15 protein-coding genes are annotated in these 17470 nt (G+C 66.0%); 5 read left to right on the top strand and 10 right to left on the bottom strand.

The annotated features are described in order from the left end of the window. Positions 1-8: 8 nt before the first annotated feature. The 9 genes from ACQP2U_RS43200 to ACQP2U_RS43160 form a co-directional block, all read right to left on the bottom strand. A complete protein-coding gene (locus tag ACQP2U_RS43200) occupies positions 9-1514 on the bottom strand; it encodes a cutinase family protein (RefSeq protein WP_433717297.1) in 1506 nt (501 codons plus the stop codon). After that, positions 1511-2254: a hypothetical protein gene (locus ACQP2U_RS43195; RefSeq protein ID WP_433717295.1), complete on the bottom strand. Its 744-nt coding sequence runs from the start codon at positions 2252-2254 to the stop codon at positions 1511-1513. Before ACQP2U_RS43195 ends, ACQP2U_RS43200 begins: the two co-directional genes overlap by 4 nt. Further along, positions 2247-3092 (bottom strand): MinD/ParA family ATP-binding protein, encoded by an 846-nt coding sequence (locus ACQP2U_RS43190; RefSeq protein ID WP_433717293.1) that lies wholly within the window; start codon positions 3090-3092, stop codon positions 2247-2249. Before ACQP2U_RS43190 ends, ACQP2U_RS43195 begins: the two co-directional genes overlap by 8 nt. 2 nt (positions 3093-3094) lie before the next feature. After that, positions 3095-4216, bottom strand: coding sequence for a hypothetical protein (locus tag ACQP2U_RS43185; protein WP_433717291.1), 1122 nt, complete (start codon positions 4214-4216; stop codon positions 3095-3097). Continuing rightward, positions 4213-4524: a hypothetical protein gene (locus ACQP2U_RS43180; protein ID WP_433717289.1), complete on the bottom strand. Its 312-nt coding sequence runs from the start codon at positions 4522-4524 to the stop codon at positions 4213-4215. The genes ACQP2U_RS43185 and ACQP2U_RS43180 overlap by 4 nt, the downstream gene beginning before the upstream one ends. Before the next feature lie 100 nt (positions 4525-4624). Further along, entirely contained in the window at positions 4625-5092 is a 468-nt protein-coding gene (locus ACQP2U_RS43175) for a hypothetical protein (protein ID WP_433717287.1), read from the bottom strand. 7 nt (positions 5093-5099) lie between these two features. Then, complete coding sequence (locus ACQP2U_RS43170; RefSeq protein WP_433717286.1) at positions 5100-6038, bottom strand: alpha/beta fold hydrolase; 939 nt, start codon at positions 6036-6038, stop codon at positions 5100-5102. Continuing rightward, positions 6032-7396, bottom strand: a complete 1365-nt coding sequence (locus ACQP2U_RS43165) for a cytochrome P450 (protein WP_433717284.1) — start codon at positions 7394-7396, stop codon at positions 6032-6034. The genes ACQP2U_RS43170 and ACQP2U_RS43165 overlap by 7 nt, the downstream gene beginning before the upstream one ends. 339 nt (positions 7397-7735) lie before the next feature. Then, positions 7736-8932, bottom strand: a complete 1197-nt coding sequence (locus ACQP2U_RS43160; RefSeq protein WP_433717282.1) for a lipase family protein — start codon at positions 8930-8932, stop codon at positions 7736-7738. A gap of 1188 nt (positions 8933-10120) precedes the next feature. Between ACQP2U_RS43160 and ACQP2U_RS43155 the strand changes: the two genes are divergently transcribed. The 5 genes from ACQP2U_RS43155 to ACQP2U_RS43135 all read left to right on the top strand — a co-directional run bounded on the left by ACQP2U_RS43155 (position 10121) and on the right by ACQP2U_RS43135 (position 15296). Beyond that, entirely contained in the window at positions 10121-10909 is a 789-nt protein-coding gene (locus ACQP2U_RS43155; protein WP_433717280.1) for a helix-turn-helix domain-containing protein, read from the top strand. Positions 10910-11289: 380 nt separating this feature from the next. Then, the gene (locus ACQP2U_RS43150; RefSeq protein WP_433717278.1) at positions 11290-11547 is read left to right on the top strand and encodes a hypothetical protein; all 258 of its coding nucleotides are present in this window, start codon (positions 11290-11292) and stop codon (positions 11545-11547) included. Next, complete coding sequence (locus tag ACQP2U_RS43145) at positions 11544-13334, top strand: zeta toxin family protein (RefSeq protein ID WP_433717276.1); 1791 nt, start codon at positions 11544-11546, stop codon at positions 13332-13334. Before ACQP2U_RS43150 ends, ACQP2U_RS43145 begins: the two co-directional genes overlap by 4 nt. 23 nt (positions 13335-13357) lie before the next feature. Further along, entirely contained in the window at positions 13358-13894 is a 537-nt protein-coding gene (locus ACQP2U_RS43140) for a hypothetical protein (RefSeq protein WP_433717274.1), read from the top strand. Between the two features lie 247 nt (positions 13895-14141). Next, positions 14142-15296, top strand: coding sequence for a hypothetical protein (locus ACQP2U_RS43135; protein WP_433717272.1), 1155 nt, complete (start codon positions 14142-14144; stop codon positions 15294-15296). A gap of 388 nt (positions 15297-15684) precedes the next feature. Here ACQP2U_RS43135 and ACQP2U_RS43130 read toward each other — a convergent pair whose 3' ends face one another. Continuing rightward, positions 15685-17052, bottom strand: a complete 1368-nt coding sequence (locus ACQP2U_RS43130) for a hypothetical protein (RefSeq protein ID WP_433717270.1) — start codon at positions 17050-17052, stop codon at positions 15685-15687. Positions 17053-17470 lie beyond the last annotated feature (418 nt).

The following is a 17470-nucleotide window of genomic DNA, read 5'->3' as shown; positions in this document are numbered from 1 at the left end:
GTCGCGGGTCAGGAATGTCCGGCAAGGATTTGAGAGGCCGGGAGCACCGGCCGGTCGGGAGAGGCCAGAAGCGGCCCGGTGCGGGGTTTGGTTGCGGTGGTGCTCGCGGCCGGGGTGTCGGCGAGGTCCGCGGCGGCCGCGGCGACCCAATCGGCGGTCAACTGGGCGGCGGTCTGCCCGTCGACCCCGACGGGAGTGCTCACATATGAGGTGTGCTGTTGGGCGGTGTTCCAGTACGTGGAGTCCATGGCGATGCGGACCAGGCCCGCGTTGTCGATCGCGCCCTGCTCGAGCTCGTGAAAGGCGAGTTGGACCGCGTTCACCGCGGTGACCGGGGAGACCAATTTCAGTGCCGCACCGGCGACTTTGGTGCCCAGCATCGCCAACGCGGCTTCGGGTCCCGCGACTCCGGCGGCGGCGATTTCGCCGATCGATGCTGGGGACAAGACGGTTTTGACGACGCTGATGGTGGCGCTGATCGCCATCCCGGCCAGTTTGGTGATCGCCTTGATCGCTTCCCCGATTCCGTCTTTGGGGAGGTTGGGGTTGCTGGCCTCGACGAGTCGGTCCATCACCGTGGGCCCTGCGGAGGCTTTGATTTCGACCCGTCCGGTGGCGGAGTTGAAGCCGACGTTGTCGGTGATGAATTTGGAGCCGGTGTAGAGGATGGACTGGCCGACCGCGGTGCCGACGCTGGTGAGGATGCCGATCGGATCGGTGGGGTCGAGCTTGGATTGGCTGGCGATATTGGCGACCACCCGGGCCAGTGCCGCGTCTTTGGGGGTGTCGCAAGCGAGGTCACCGTGAGCGCACCATGATGCGACCCGTCCGGCCATCCCCGCGAAGCTGGGCGCGGTTTTGGTCGGCGCGATGCCTCCACCATCGGGTGGGGTGACGGTGCCGACGTGGACTTGGGTGACGCTCGAGCCTGCGGCGCCAGGTACTTTCGCTGGGGAGTTCTGACCGGCGGTGGCGAACACTGGTGCCCCGGGTATGCGCAGAGGGTTGGAGAACAGTGCCACCCCAGCGACCCGATCGGCGGGTATCGGTCCTCTGCCGTTGGCGATGTCGGCGGCGATCGTCGCCATGACTTGTGCGCCTTGGCTGTAGCCGACGAGGAACATCTTTTGCTTCGGGCACTGCTGCGCCTGGTCGTTGAGCATTCGCACGCCATTGGCGACCCCGGAATTGACCGAGAGGCTGTAGGGGTCGCTGGCTCGATCTCCGGGTTTGCCGCCGAAGGACGCTGAGTACGGTAAATAGCTGCGCGACAGCAGTGTTCGGCCGTCGCGGTTGGCTTGCAGCATCGCTGGTACCGCGATCTGCATGCTGAATCCGCTGTCTTGGTCGGTGGCGGCGTTCGGTGCGGATTCGGTGGTGCCGTTGGCGAGCAGCAGGTGCAGTGGTGTGCAGGAATCCGAAGTGTCGTCGGCGTGGGCGGTGCCGGTCAGTACCGCGCAGGCGAGCAGCACGGTGGTGGCGGCGGTGCTGATGTGGGTGACGGTCGGTCTCACGTGCCCTCCCTGGCCAGAATCGAGGTGATCAGTGCGCCCTGTGGTGCGCTGGCGGCGTCGATGGTGGTGATGGTTTGCGGGTAGTGGTCGAGCTGCCCGCCGACCGATCGCCGCGCGAACAGGTCCACCGCGTACAGGCCGGGCTGGATCCGCGCTGCGAGAACGCAATGGGTTGTGCCTGCGGGGACGGTGGCGATCCCGGCGGCGAGTTCCTCGACCGAACCGACCCGGGCATCGGTGCTGACATAGGCGCGGGCGGCGGCGGCGTTGCGGGCACCGTAGTAGGCCTGCTCGAACGCCGCGATCGTCGCGATCGACGGATCCGGGGAGCTCACTGCGGCGGGTTCGCCGGCGGCGAGGCCCGTGCACCACGGTGGGGTGACCGTGTTGGCTGGTGGCGCTGGCACCGAGGTGGAGGGCAGGGTGATCTCGGTGGAGTCCTCGTGGATCAGGGCGCCGACTACGACGGCCACCACGATTGCGGTTACCGCGACCAGTGCGGCTACTGCGGCGGCGACCGCGAGCACCGAGTTGCGGTTGCGGCCTGCGGGTTTTGCGCGGCGCGGCGGCGGACTGGTGGAGACCCGGGCTGGGGGCGCCACGGTGTCGAACCAGTCCGCGTCGTCTTCGGTGACCACCGACAGTGCGGGCGTCGCTGCGGCCGCAGTGGGAACCGGGTCGGTCGAAGATGTTGTGGTGGTGTCGAGTTCGGTGTCGGGGGTGGCGAACCAGTCATCCATGGGCCGACCTCGTCTGCGGGCGTTCAGCTTCGGGCATGACGTGGGCGGCGAGTTCGGTGTATGCGTCGCGGGTCTGGGGATGCAGGCTGGCGTGGGTGATGGTTTGCCCGGTGGCCAGGTGCGCGTCGAAGGGGACCTCGACGACCGCGCTGACCCAGCCCGCATAGTGCTCGGCCAGCGCGGCACCGACCGCAGGAGTGTTCGGTGTTTGGTGGCTGATGACCAAAACCGTTGAGGCGATGAGATCTTCGCCGAACTCGGCGTCGAGGATTTGCATGGTCCAGCGCAGTCGGTTGGCGGCGTCGTGGCGTGCGGGGATGCTCAGCACGAGGCGGATGCCGGGCTGATCGAGCAGTGGGCGCAGGTGGCGTGCGTGCACTGCGGCTCCACCGTCGACGATCGGTGTCAGAGCTTCGGTGATGAGCCGCTCGCACACGGTGGCGATCGTGGCTCGGCGCGGCAACGGGCCAGGGTCGCGGGCGAGTAGCGCGGCACCGCTGGAGGCCTGCGACAGCGCCTGCCCCAACGAGACCGAACGGTTCGAATGTGCACCGGCCAGCCACGCCTGCATCGGGACCAGAACCAATTGGGCATCCGCGCCGCGCAGGACAAGGTCCCCGCCCGCGACGGTGGCATCGACCGCGACCGCGCGCACCGCTGCCGCGAGGTGCGAGGCCAGCCCCAGCGTTGTGGTGGTGGCTCCACCGCCACCGCAACCGCTGACGACCAGCACTGGTGGCGTCGACGGCGGTTCGGCGCGCACCAAGTGCATGATCGGGCCGACCACGGGCATCACCGACGGTGGCTGTATACCTCGCACGACCCAGTCCCCACTCATAGCTATCCCTGGAAGATGTCTTCGGGCACCGGCGGAACAGTCAGTTGCGCCCACGCTGCCTGCGCGGTCGACACCACCCCAGCCACCGCGGACGCGACGACATCGAGCGGGGACGGTGGCGGGGCATCCAGCGCGGGCAGCGGCGCGGAAACCCCTGCGGGAGCAGCGGGCTCGGCTCCGTCGACCGGGGCGGTCGGCGGCTGCAGAGCTTGCGGCAGCGGGGCAGGGTTATCGCTGGTGCCGCCACCGAATGCACCTGCGGCCGAGGCTCCCAGCGCCGCGCCCGCCGCCGCGCCGACGCCCATGGCGACCACGCCCGCCGCTGTGCCGACGGCCATGCAGCCGGCCATGCCGCCGATGGTCGCGAACAATGGTGCGGTGACTCCGCCGGTGGCGATGCCGACGCCTGCTCCGATGACGCCACCGGCTGCCAGCCCCACCAGGCACCCGCCGACAACGCCGACGAACCCCACCGCGTCGGCACCGGCTATCCCGCCGGCGACCGCGCCACCAGCGGCTACTTGGGCACGACGGTTGGCTTGGTCGCGGTCGAGCCCGGCCGCGTCGCCCATCAACGCCAGCTCGTACACCCCGCGGTCGTTCCATTCGTTCGACACCTGCACCACGGATTCGGGCAACCAGTCCGGGCGGGGGACGCTGTCGGCGCCCACATGCAGCATCAGCGGCGGTGCCGGTTCGGTGGCTTCCTCGGATCCTGTGGTGTCATCGGCCGGTTCGGGATAGCTGGGCTGGGACCAGAATTTCGGCATCGGACGATCCGGGCGCGGCGGCGCGGGACGCGGCAGCACCGCGGCCAAACCCGAACCGATGTCCTGATGCGGCGCTGGCGCAGGCGCGGGAGTGACACCGGGCTGTTGTTGTCCTTGGGGTGCGACACCGGGCTGGGCGGGTGTGGCCTGGGGTGTGACACCTGGCTGCGGTGGCGGTTCAGCCGCCACCGCGGGCCCGGTGGCCACCGCGACCGGCACCACCACAGCAGCTGCGATCGCGGCCAGGCGCCTGCGTCGCTGCGCGGTGCTGATGTCGACGAGCACTGGCTGCGCATTCGATGACGCATCGGCGTCCGGCAGCTGGGTTACGTGGTCACAGGCGATGGTGGTCATGGGATCCTCTGATCGGCTTGTGTGTGGGATGGGTTGCCGCGCACCATCTCTCGGATGTCGGTCAGGCACACCCGGGTCCTGGCGGCGGCGATGAGCTCGGCGGCGACCAGTTCGAGGTCGAAGCGCCCGGCCAGCTGGATGTGTGGCAGCTGGTCGGGTCCGACGAACGGTGCCCCGGAGCGTCTGGTGTCGGCTTGGGCACGCAGCGCGTGACGGAGCAGTTTTGCGAGCTGCATCTGCGGCGTTGAGGGATCCGGATGCCCGACCTGGCGGAGGCCGGGACCGGCGATGGCGGGCTCGACGGTCACGGTTTCGCTCCTTCTGCGTTGCGCCCGCCTCGGCCCGCAGGCGAGGCGGCCAGCGAAAGCAGCGGCCGCCCAACGGTGTTCGCTGCGGGCGGGGTAGTCATCACCGCTGCCCTGCCGCGGTCAGCCACCGGCCACGGAATACACGTCGGCGAGCGGTTGGAGCGCGGGATGTTCGGGCGGAGGGAACCAGTCCCGTGGGCAGGTCACCACTGGTGGGGCGCAGGTTGGTCCATGCGGTGCCCTCCTGCAGCGATGGCGTATAGATCAGCGCCTCGACGGGGATCTCTGCGGTGGTGAGCTGCTCGTAGATGGCGTCGGCGGCGTGGATGGCCCGGGGCGATCGCAGGGGTGGGGCGACCACGATCACCACGGCCGCGGCGTCGGCGGCCGCGCCGACCGCGAACGCCGCGGCCTCGTTGAGCCCGTCCACCTTCTGGTGCAGCACCAACGGGTGGTGATGGGCACGCACGGCGACGACGACGATTCCGTCACCGGCGTGCACAGCATGGTCGCGGGCAGCGACCAGCGCAGTGGCCAGCGCGCCGGGCGGTGTGGGGTCCAGTGTCATTCGATCCTCACCTGCTATCTCGCATCGACCTCGCCAGCACTGGGGCGGGGTGGGTTTGCGTGGCACCGCCTGTGAGCCGGTCAACGGCGCAGATGATGGGCGCGGCGGCCGAGGCCGGATCGACCAGCGGCAGAGAATGTCCGGCTCCCGGGATGTGGTGCAGGTACGCGCCGGGGATCCGGTGGGCCACGCGCCGCGACTGCGCGGGGGGCACGACTTTGTCGAATTCGGCAGTGCAGATCGATACCGGCACCGCTGACAGCGACCGCGCGATGTCGTCGTCGACCTCGAACACGGTGACGTTGGTGCAGATATCGGCGGTGGCGCGCGGATCCACCGGGTGGATACTCGGGATCAGTTGTGCGCGACCTGGTTTGGCGTGCGCGGCGAGGCTGCGGAGCTTGCTTTCGAGGTAGCTGTGCCCGGCGGCGTTGATCACATCGAGCGGGCCTCGGTGACGCATCCAGCGCAGCGAGCGGGCGGCGGGCCGGAAAGTCCTCAAGGCGGGCCAGTCCGGTTCCTCACCGGCGACGGCGAACATCACCACTTCACCGACTCGGTCCGCGAGCTGCGAGCGATGTCGGCGCGCGTATTCGAGCACGACGTAGCCGCCGATGGAGTGAGCGACTAGCACAACTGGGCCGCTGATGGTGTCGATCACCAACGCCAGATCATCGGCGAGCACCCCGAAATCGGTTGTCGCTGTTGGCCGGGGCCAGTCCGAGCGGCCATGCCCGCGCGCGTCGTAGGCGAATTGGCGGGCGCGGTCGGCGACATGGGGGGTCAGGTGCTCGATGAGCGGAGCCCAGAAGCTCGAGTCTGCCAGCAGTCCATGCAGGTACAGCACCGTCAGTTCACCGGATCCGGTGCCGGTGTAGGCCAGCCGCAACCGATCGGGTGTGTGGATCGCCAGCGGAAGGTCGTGGAGGTTGGGGCGTTTCAGCATGTGCGGTCCTCCTGGCTGACCGAGGTGACGGTGACCAGGGCGCCCCCGGAGGGGACGTGGGTGATGTTGCGGACGAGGTCGCGTTCGGGCCGAGCTCCCGGCGGCAGCGACAGCCGGTAGCGGGTCAGCACCTCACGCAGCACGACGGTTCCCTCGAGCTGCGCGAACGCCGCGCCCAGGCAGCGGCGCACACCGCCGCCGAACGCATACCAGGAATGCGGTGCGACCTCGCCTTCGAGGAACCGTTCTGGCCTGAATTGCAGTGCGTCAGGGAAGTTTTCGGGGTCGTGGTGGGTCAGCAGCGAGCTGGTGGTGACATACACTCCGGCCGGGATGCGATAGCCGCCGATGCTCATCTCGCGGGTCACACGCCGGTAGGTGCCGCCGATCACGGTGTGCAGGCGCATCGACTCCTTGAACACGGCGTCGAGGTATTTGTCGTCGCCTTCTGCCACGGCGGTGCGGGCCAGGTCCTGGATGTGGGGGTTGGCGGCCAGCTCGTAGAGCGTCCAGGCCAGGGCACTGGCGGTGGTTTCGTGCCCGGCCAGCAGCAAGGTGATCAGCTGATCGCGAACTTCCCGGTCCGACAAGGGTTTGTCCGCGCGCTCACCCGCACCGACGGCCACCATCCGCGACAGCACATCGCTACGCTGCGCCACGTTGTTGTCGATGCGGCGTTCGAGCAGTTCCTTGTACAGCAGCTCGTTGATGGCGTGCTCGTTGATGTGGAATCGCCACCATGGGCCGATGTTTCGCAGTTGAGGCCAGTGCAGGCCTGCCAGGACTAGCGGGTGGATGCCGACCACCTGTTCCAAGCGCGGCCCGAGTTCGGCGCGGCGCTGCGGGTCGGTGACACCGAACACGACCTGGACGATCATTTCCAGTGCCATCGCGTTCATGCGGTTCAGGCCCGCGATGGTGTCGCCGCTCGACCAGCGCTCGAGCTCGGTGCGGGTGATGTCTTCGATCAAGGTGCGGTAGCCGCGCAGCGCGGCGCCCCCGAATGCCGGAGTCAGCAGCCGCCGCATCCGTGCGTGGTCTTCTTCGTCGAGGACCATCACACTGCGCTCCCCCATCAGCCCGGCGATGAGATGGTTACCTTCGCCGCCGTGCACGTCGGTGGCGTCGGCGGCGAAGATCTGGCGCACATGCTCGGGCCGCGACACCACGACCAGCCGGTCCGCATAGGGCGGCACCCGCACCGCGAAGACATCGCCGTAGCGGGCCCGCAACGAGGTCAGCCAGCGGTGCCGAACCCGCGAGTACAGCAGCGTCTGCAAGGGGAAAGGCAGCCGCGACTGCGGTGGATAGTCCGCGATCGTGGCCGGTTGAGGGGTGATGGAGTGGGTGGTGCTCAACGGAGATCTCCTTCCGCACGGGCGGGCTGGTGCCGGGTACGAGATGGTGGGCAGCCACACCAGCGGGGAGTGGCCGCTGTTGCGCGCTCGGGGTTGGGCCGCGCTGTCACGAGGCGAGCCGGCAGCGCCGTCAGGGCGTCGACCGCTGGGGTGAGGACCGTTGCGGTAGTGAATGCGACGCCGAAAAGCGTTGCGCGACAAGCGGTGACGATCGCAGCTATCCGCTGTCGACTCATGGGGTTCGTCGCGGTGATAGGTCGGATCACTGCCATGGCCTCACCTCCAACGCGGGTGGCGGGGCGTGTGGTGAGTGGTTGTCCCATGTGGATCCGTCCTGTCCTACTGGGCTTGGGCGAAGCGACCGGCCAGCCACTGCACGGCGGCGGGGAGCCCGATGAGCGCGGCGCTGAGGTGATCGGGCGCTGGAACCTGCAGTTGGGTGACCGGGGTGCCTTCGGCGCGCCAGCGCGCCATGGTGGCGTCGAGTTCGGGCAGGGGCAGCAGGACGTCGGTCGGGGAATGCCATTCGAAGACCGGGGACCCCGGGACACCTTCGTAGTTCTCAATGCTGTTGTCGCGCATGATCGCCCGGGTACGCGGTGCGAAGAACAAGGTGAAGTCGCTGCCGAAATCGTCGACCGAATGCCCGAACCCTTGGCTGAGGATCTGGTTGACGCAGGCGTCGTTGAGTGCCGTCATGAATTGGCGGCCCACGGGGTTGGCGTAGTCGATGATCGGCAGATCGTCGGGGTATTCGCGGGACAATCCGACCGCGACGGCGGCGGCGATACCGAATGCCGGATGCCTGTTGTGCCACAAGGCATTGGCCATCGTCTCGATGGAGACGGGTACGCCGCCGAGCGCAGAGCCGACGATACGCAGCTCCGGCGCGTAGGTGGGCGCCATCGCCGCGGCGAAGGCGGCTGACATTCCGCCGCCGGAGTATCCGGCCAACGCGATCGGGCTGTTGTTCAGGTGCAGCGGCTCGAACCGGACGGCGGCGCGGGCCGCGTCGAGGGTGATCTGCCCACCCATGCGGGCAGCGCCGTAAGCGGAGTCCGGGCCGAGATGGTCAGGGATGACCACCGTCCAGCCCAACGCCAGGATCGGGTCCAGTGCGGGAGTTTCGCGCATCACGACATCTGGATCGGTCGACCACATCGCCTGCGACGGCGCGCAGCGCGGGCCCAGGGAATTGGTCGCGTGATCCCACACGAATATCGGGCTGTCGGGGCGGTGGTTGGGTGGGGTCAGCACGGTCGCGACCGCCGCGATCGGGCGGGCGAGGGAATCGGTGGAGTGGAACTGCAGTTGGGTGACACTGGCCACGACCGCGAAGATCGGTGGCATCGGCCTCGACCGCAGAACGTCACCGGGTGCGGTGGACTCCAAATCCGCTGGTGTGGAGTAGAAGTCGTCGGCCAGCGAGGCAGGTGTCAAAGGTGACGCAGCGGCCGCGCCCCCGCTGATGCCGACGGTGAGGATGCCCGCGCAGGCGAACGTGAGAGCGCCGCGCAGAAATCGTTGGGTTCGCACAGGGTGTGTCCTCAACAGGTGACGGTGAGGTCCGCACACACCAGGGAGCCGACGGTGATCGCGCGGACGGTGGGCCGGGTCCTGGGGGCCGGTCCGGGTGCCACGCCGCACCCGGACCGGTTCCCACGGGGGAGGTGGGTCGGATCTACAAGCCGAGGTTGTGCAGGATGGCGAGGACGTTGGCCACGATGTTTGTGCCGTTGGCGAGCATCGACGAGCCGAAACTGAGGAGGTTGAGAACTCCAGCCATGGATGTAGGTGTTCCTTTCGTGTGCGGCGCGCGAGGGTCGAGCACCGAGTGGGATCCGCCGCCATGACCGCGGCACGGCGCCGGGGGCTTGGAGGCAGCGAAGGTGGGTGGAGATGTGATCGCCGGCAGATGCAGCAGCGGGGCGAGATCACAGCCGACACGACAAATGCAGCGAAACGCTCTGATAACAGCGGCCGCTGAACATCGTGTCGGAAACTCATATCTCCCCCTTTTTTGTTTCGTCTGCCCGCTCTGGTTTCCCGCGAATTCTCCAGATATCTCCGAGAAACCCGAACCAAAGTCGACTGGGGCTCGCTCCGTGTGGGCTCTCGGAGATATCGCAAGCAGTCTCACGGCCACAGCGGGCAGCGGTCAACGGAACCCACACAGCTGGTGTGTACACAATCTGTGCAACATGATCGAGCGCAGCCAACCACGATAATCAAAATTCGACGACGAACTCAGTGCAGATACAGCTATGGCCGTGACATACCTACCTGTCACGGCCATAGCTTTTGAGGGGATAGTGGCCCGACGCCAATTTGCGGGAACAGCAGGTTCACGCCGGGCCACCGGGCGGCACGACTCGGGGGGATCGAGCGGCCGACGGCGTGAATTCTACCGATCAGGCCTGCATATCGGAACCCTGCGAACTTGCACAACCTGTGCACCACAGTCGATTTCGTGACGACCAGATGACACATATTGTCCTACAGGAGAACGAATTGCGGCCATTTCCAGGCATATCAACAATTTGTTGATGTTCTCGTTCCCGGTCGCCGGTTTAGGGTACCGACATACTCATCTAGCAGACGGATAGAGGAGAGGTTCGGACGGAAGCCCGGTGCTCATATAGGCGGTGCGCGAGGATGGTCCACGGCAGGGGATCGAACACGGCACGGAGTATCCGGGATATGTAGCCAGGAAAGGGAACAGCCGTGCCGGGGGTAAAAAGCAGCTCACTGCTCATCACGCCAGAGGGATTGCGGGTTCTCGGCAGAACACTGCGGCAATGCCGGGAACGCGCAAGCATCTCCCGAGATCGGCTCGCACCCAAAGCGTTGATAACGGCGTCGACGTTGGAGAAATGGGAGGCCGGAGAGCGGCTACCGATGTTGGATAAAATCAAGTACTGGTTCGACGCGTTGGATGCCAACGACTGGTATCGCGAAAAGGTGTTGAGCTTGTCGCAGCCCGCCTTGTTCGAACTGCAGCAGGAGCTGGCCGGCAGTGTCCGGCAAGTCGCGCCGAGCACCGCTGAACTGCGCCAACTCGAGCTGCTGCCGTTCCCAGCCTGCTACCGGCGATTGCCCACCTACGACGTGATCGCCGCCAACACCGCATTCCGCCGCGCGTTCCGCGGATTCGCCCCAGCATCGCCCGCAGCCGCACGCCCGGCCAACTTCATCGAGTGGATGCTGCTGTCGCCGCTGTCACGCACCATCGTGCGCGATTGGGCCCGGCATACCCACGTCATGGTCAACGCGCTGCAGGTGCTCTCCCCCGCGGTCGTGCCCACCGACGATCTCGACACGCTGGTCGGCTCCTTCCGCCGCTCCGCGGAATTCCACGACATGTGGTTGACCGACGTGACCAACGACGACATCCACAACAACGACATGACCATCCTCGACCAAACCCACAACCAATGGGTGCCCTACCTCACCAACTCCTACCGAGCCGGACCCCGCAGCAGCTGGGAACTGTTCACCCTCACCCCCTCCTAGTTCAGATCGAAGACCCCTTGTGCCAGTCCGCAGCTCTGATCGGCGACAGCTGCCCCCTCTTGCCCGGACATATGCGCTCGATCGCCTGCCTGCCCCTGCTCATGAGCCACCCGTTGGGCCGAATGTCGAACTCGCACAGCCGGTGTGAGATCAAGCCATTGCTGGTCAGCAGCTGGTTCATGATGCTGGAAGCGGCGATCGAGATCAGCCCACCACCGGTGACTTCGCCGCACAGGACACCGGACCGCGCCGGGTGGGCTGATCTATTCGGCGATGGCCACGCCAGGCGAAACCGATTGCGAAGCACAAGGAATCGCGCTTCCTCGCGGCAGCCGATCGATCGCAATCGCCGACACCGCGGGTTCTGACTCGGAGGGACGATGAAACACAACCAGCACCCGATTAGCCTGCAAACCCGGATGCGGTTCGAGGCGGCTCGCCATGTGCTGACCGCGTTGATCGGTTATGCCGGCTCACGCGCGGTCACCGACCCCGACTTGGCCGCACGCGGCGACTGGGCCACACGTGGCGACGATTGGGCGCGGCAGTTGCACACGCTCAGCCCACGCGACGACAAAGCCGTCGACCGGATCCTCACCGTCGACGCCGCTTTCCTCCCGGGCTTAGCGCAACGATGACCAGCCCTCGGCAAATTCGCGCACGGTACGTGTTGAGCCATGCCCGCGCCGAGCAGGTCTTCACCGCGCAGATCGCGCGCGCGAAGCTGGGCGGAGTCGACCCCGCTCGCGGCACGCCTGTCGCGCAGCTGATCGTCGGACAACACGGCGCCGGACAACTCGCTGCGGCGGCACTCATAGCCGACGAATTTGACGAGCGGCCCGTGATCATCGACACCGCCGAGCTACGTCACTACCACCCCGAATACCTTTCCCTGAGCGAAAGATACGGCCACGCGGAGGCCCAGGCGAGGGTGTTCGTCGACGAGCAACGCTGGCTGAGCATGCTCATCACCGCAGCAGCACAGCAGCGCGTGAACATGATCATCGTCGCTGAAATCGCGACCAAAGCCGAACTCGACAACATCGTGGCCCCGCTGATCGACCCGATCGTCGAGCCCGGCGCGCCGTATCGGATCGAAGCCGTTGCGATGGGTGTCCACACCTGCGAGAGCTGGCTGGGCTGGTGGGGGACCCATCTGCTCGACTGCAAATACCTTGGCCCCCACGGCACGATGCGGCCACAGTGGGCGATGCACAACCTCAGCGAGGAGCACCTGCTGACGGTGGCAGACTGGCTCGACGCCAACCCTCATATCGCGATGATCGGCGTCCATCGCCGTCAAGCCGTCCCGATCGAGCCATCCTCGCTGCTGCGCAACCCCGCAAGCTTGCAGCAGTTCGATCACCTGCCCCACGCGGTCGCCTCCAAAGTCCGCCTCCCCTCTGGCGAATGGGACGACTTCCTCTACGCCGACACCCTCGACAACGCCAGCACCAGGCTGGATCCACGACTGTCCACACGCGACGTACTTTCGCTCACCCGCGTACTGCGGATGAACGACGTCGACAGCGCCGCCGTACTGCGGCTCTACCTCGATATGGCTGAACAACGACCCGAATGGGTGCCCGCTCTTATTCTGGCTCGCGACGCCGCACACGAGGTGCTGAGTCCAGCGGTGGTCCTGCCGGACCTTACCGACCTGCTCGGCGCCGATGCCGTCGACCAATACGAGCGCGTCGTCGTGGTCGACCGCTTCCCAGTCGTCACCGCCGCTGACATCGCCGGTTTCGCCCAGTTGGGCATCGAATTCACCGATGTCGAAATCGCGGTGATCGACCCGGCCATCGGTGTCGAGGCCACCGTGCGACCATCCGACGATCAACTCGACTTCTTCCGCGACGAGCAGATCGCGGGATCTCCGGAACGCAACCCCATCAGCAGCTCAGAGCGGACCCAGGCGCTGCAGGCCGCCCTGAAAGCCGCCGGGTTGAACGACAGAAAATTCACCGTCACCACGATCGCCCGCCCAGAAATCGATCCAGGCTTCGCCGACCGGTGCCGGGGTCGAGTGGTCGCCTGCATCACCGACCCGGCCAACACCCGCGATCTTGTGCGCAACCACCACTACGAGACCGCGCTGGGCCGCCGGATCTATACCGTGACTCCCCCGTTCCCGCGCCCGCCGATCGAGGAAATCGCCGCCGCCTACCACAGTGGTGACCCCCGGTGGATCGACGCGCTCGCCGAAGGCGCCGCCGAGGTATTCCTCGCCGCGAACGGCCCCGAACGGCTACTCGACCTCTTCTCCTCGGCAGCCTCATCGGATCTCGACGACCTGGCAGCGGCGGCCCTCAGCGGCCACCCGTTGGCGCCACCAGGGGCCTGGCCCGCACCCATTGCCGAGGTCGACGTGTCGGTGCCCGGTGCCGAGGTAGATGACATCGGGCCCGCCGCCAACCCCTGATTGCCCGGGAAGGAAACACAGCCATGCCACAGGACACCGACCAGCCGCTTCCACAGTCACGGGCCCGGATGGATCCCGCTACCCACGAATCCCCCCGCCGCCGAAACGAGCTGCTGCACAACCTCGACGACTTGCCCAAGCAGGTGTTCGACGAAGTCCGCACTACCGGCCGCTCGGCAACCGCACACCAGGTCAGCGCCAGTCTCGATGAGCGAGTCCTGGATCCCGCCGAAACCGCCCGCGCTCTGAAAGTCATCGCAGCAATGGTCGAGGACGCCGAACAGGGCGACCGGTTCAGCGCCGACCCTCGAGCACTGGTGATCCATAAGTTCCGATTCGACATGTGGGCCGCCGCCCGCCCTTTCCTGCACCAGCCACCGGAACACAGCGCCGAGAACGCGTCAACGCAGGATGTCGAGAACGTGGTATTCGCAGCGGTGGCCCGCCCGCGTCACCTCACCACGACAGCAAATGCCACTCCGACGGCAGGCCTCGCGGTGATCACTCCCGAAGCAGTCGCCGCACCGCAGCTCGCCATCGACGCGGGCTCAGCACAGTAGCTGCCCACTGAGACCTCTTCCAACCTCACCAACGCTCTCGCGAAAACCCCTGAAGGAGCCCACAATGCCAGACACCGCACTCCACACCCCTCCAGATCGCTCAGGCGCTGCCGTCTCGCCGTCACCTGCTCGGATACCCCGCTGGAAATCCCAGCTGCCGGACGAACAGGCGGTCAGGGCACGCCAAAAGGCGATCATGGACCGGTACCTGGCTGCCCACCCGGGCGCCGCACCACCGCCTCGCCACATGGGCAAACAGATCAGGCAGGAGTGGAAACAGGTTCGCAAGGACATCAGCCGGGAGTGGCAGCTCTACCAGTGGAGTCTGTCGGTCGAGCGGGCCGCGTTGCGTGTCCACATCGAATCGTTGATTCGTCAGTTCAAAGACAGGGTGCGCCAGCAGCAAATCGACGAGCGCGACGAGCAGCACCTCAACGCATCCGTCGATGCTGCACAAGCTCTCGACGGACCAGGTGCACAAGCTCCCGACGGCGACCACGCTTCGCAGCCGTTGCACAAGCCCCAGCCGGGCCCGCTTCCTGGATTCCTGGTCGAAGAACAGGAGGCGATCGCGGCGCAGATCGACGCAGCGAACGGCCTTACCGACAGCGAACGTTCGCGAGCTCGGTGGATGTTGTTGCACCCCAGCAGCGATTTCCCCGTGTTTCTCCCGGACCGCCGGCTCGCGATGGATGTGCTCGGCTTTGAGATCGACCAACTACGCGAACGGATGACCGCCCGCTGGGGCCAAATACGTAGCGCCGCATTCGGGTCCCCCCGAGCCTCGGCGAGACCTTCAACACAGTCCACTGAGAACGTGGCAGCTGCTCCACGTAAACAGCATTCATTACGAGAGCAGCAGCCTGAACACGAGCAGCCCGACATCACCGGCGGGCGAGAGCGCGAAGGCCGCGCAAACACCTCGGCAGCCATGAACGCCGATGTCGATCCTCGGGAGGCGAGGCTGATCGAGTGGATGGGTACTCTGCCCGAGTTGGTGTCGAGCAACTGCGACCTCAGCAGCATCCATCGAGACCTCAGCGCCCTGGTCGACCAAGTGCCTGGCGAGCTCGGCGATCGCGCTCAGGTCATCACCACTGGGTTCATCCGGGACACCCGCCCTGGTCAGCTCGGGGTCGGATACGATCCTCAGCAGTTGATGCTGGTGGATGACGAGCAATTCCGGCGGTGGGAACGTCGCCACGATGAAGACGCTGCCAGCGTGGTCAGCTCAGCGGTCGACGAGAGCGGCGTCGACGAAGGACTTGCCGCAGCTTCTATTTTGAACAACCCTGACTCTGCCCACACTCCCGCCGGCAGTGCGACTCCCGCCGCGGATCCTGAGCCAGTAGCTGCCATGGGCGTTGTCGAGGCTGAGGGCTTGGTGGCCTCGGTTGCCTAGATCATGCACCGCCGTCGGGCGGGCGAGGACCGGCGCTCTTGGCCTGTCCACTCTCCCGCCAGCGGGTTCGCCGACACCGAAAACCAGGTTCGCCGGGCTTCGGGACTTCCTAGACAAACATCGCTCTTCTGCTTCGCGACACGCAATGTCATCTCGCCCGGTCACTGACTGTGCCTGCAATACCGGGCTCGCTGACTCCCCGGATTGGATCTTCGGCTAATTCGTTTGGGCGAGTTGGCTTTTGGAGCCACATCCAGGCCTGCTCGTGTGTCTACGGTAGTTTCGTCATTGACAGGTAGTCGTCGTGGCGCGTGTTTGTTTGCCGTAGTGGCGCGCTGACCGCGCCGTGAAAGCCTTCAGGCGGCGCGGGCAACGGCTGGGCCGGGAGTCAGTGTGTGGCAGCGCCGGTGAGGCCTTTTTGGATGGAATCCGTCGTGCCCTCAGTATCGGACTCGCCACTGGCGGGCGCCTGGTTGGACTCGATCTGCGATTGCAGCTGCTCTGTCCTTTCGTTGTAGGCGCGCAGGATCATCGGCTGCTTGGATCCGACCCGGTTTGCGGCGTGTTCATAGCGATTCCGCAAGTCGGAGAGGTCCGGAGCGTCGAACACCCAATTCGCCAGCTGTTGCAGCAGCGCGCGGCGGCGGGTGGTGTAGGCGTCGTTGACGATCCGCTGTTCGCGGCCGACCTGTTTTTCGACCTGGTCGTATCGCTTGTCCAAATCCGCGATGGATTGGGCTGCGAGCAGTTCTTGGGCCATCTGCTTCAAGCGCAGGATTTGTCCGCGCTTTTGGTATGCCGACAGCAGCATCGGGTTATCTCGGCTGCCGAGCCGGGTCTGGTACTCGTCCAGGAGGGCTTCGAGTTGTTCGAGGTTCGGCGCGACGAACAGCCGGGCTGCCATCTCTTCGACCGAGGGATGCAGCTGACGCGGCGCGGTTGAAGCGGGATCGAAACGCAGATGCTCATAGATCAGTTCAGCGATCGTGAGGTCAGTGGAGTATTCGTGCAACGCACCGCCACGGATGTGGCGGTTCTTGGCGACAGCGAGGACCGGCCCGGATCCGGTGCGCATGTGTACGCAGGCGGTGACCTGGTACAGGAAGTCTTTCGGCAGATCGGGTCGTTTGAACATGGCTGCGACGGTTGCGGGTTCTTCACCACCGACCGGGTGCGAGCGAGAGGTGGCAAGGACGATGCCAGGGAACTCCATGAGCATGGTCATCAGCAGTTCCCAGCGTGCATCGCCGGACCGATAGTGTCCACGCTGTGGTTGTATGTCGGCGTTGGGGTCAGCTGCGATCTTCTCGGTCGCCGCGTCGCTGCTCAACGCTTGGGCCACAGTGCCCGCTCGGGTGATGACGTTGAGCCTGCTGATCGAATTGATCACCAGCACCGTTGGCGTCCCAGCGGCCGCCTCGACCAGCGCCAACTCGCGTACCTGCCTGATCCGATCGACGATGTCATCCCAGCTGCCGTCGTGCTCGAGCAGCACACAGGAGGGCTCGTCGACGTGGATGAGGTATTCGTCGCCGTCGCGTTCATCTCCGATATCGAGCCAGCACATGTGCCCGCCTCCCATCTCGGCGATGAAAGCGACGAACATCTCGATCATCGTGGGCCAACTGCCGGGGTCGGCGTCGAACAAGACCAGCGGCGGGCACGAACCGGTGGGCTGGCGGGTCTTGAGATTCGTCGAACGGGCGGGAACGGTGGGCAGCGCGCTATCCTCGGCGCGACCCGTTTCGGATGCCATATGGTCCTCTGCTCGCGGGTCCTGGGGCCTCACGTCGCCGAACTCTTGACCGGAGAAGCGATCTGAGGCCCCCTTTTTGTCATTGCCGCGCCACACGCACCTAATTTCCCGATAAATAGCAGGTCCTTCCATGCATTGCGTGACGCGAAATCGACGCTATCAGCAGGGCGAATAAGCTGCAACAGCATAATGTCGATTCACCGATAATAGCGAATCGACATTACCGTGCCGGCCTGCATCGACGCAGGGTTTGCCACCGAAACTCGGCAGGATGACACGGATCTCACCGTTGTCGCAGTCAGCCGGATCCTGTTCCCGGCCACCGTGATTCGCTTCTCATGCGTCAGAGTCGAGACACTCCGGAGAGCGGATCTTCGCCTTAGATGCCGTCGTCCGCATTAATGAAATTCGTGCGGGT

The organism is Nocardia sp. CA-084685, from assembly GCF_050955785.1.
Taxonomy (GTDB): Bacteria; Actinomycetota; Actinomycetes; order Mycobacteriales; family Mycobacteriaceae; genus Nocardia.
The sequence above is the reverse complement of the archived record's forward strand: the minus strand, read 5'-3'. Positions and strand labels throughout refer to the sequence as shown.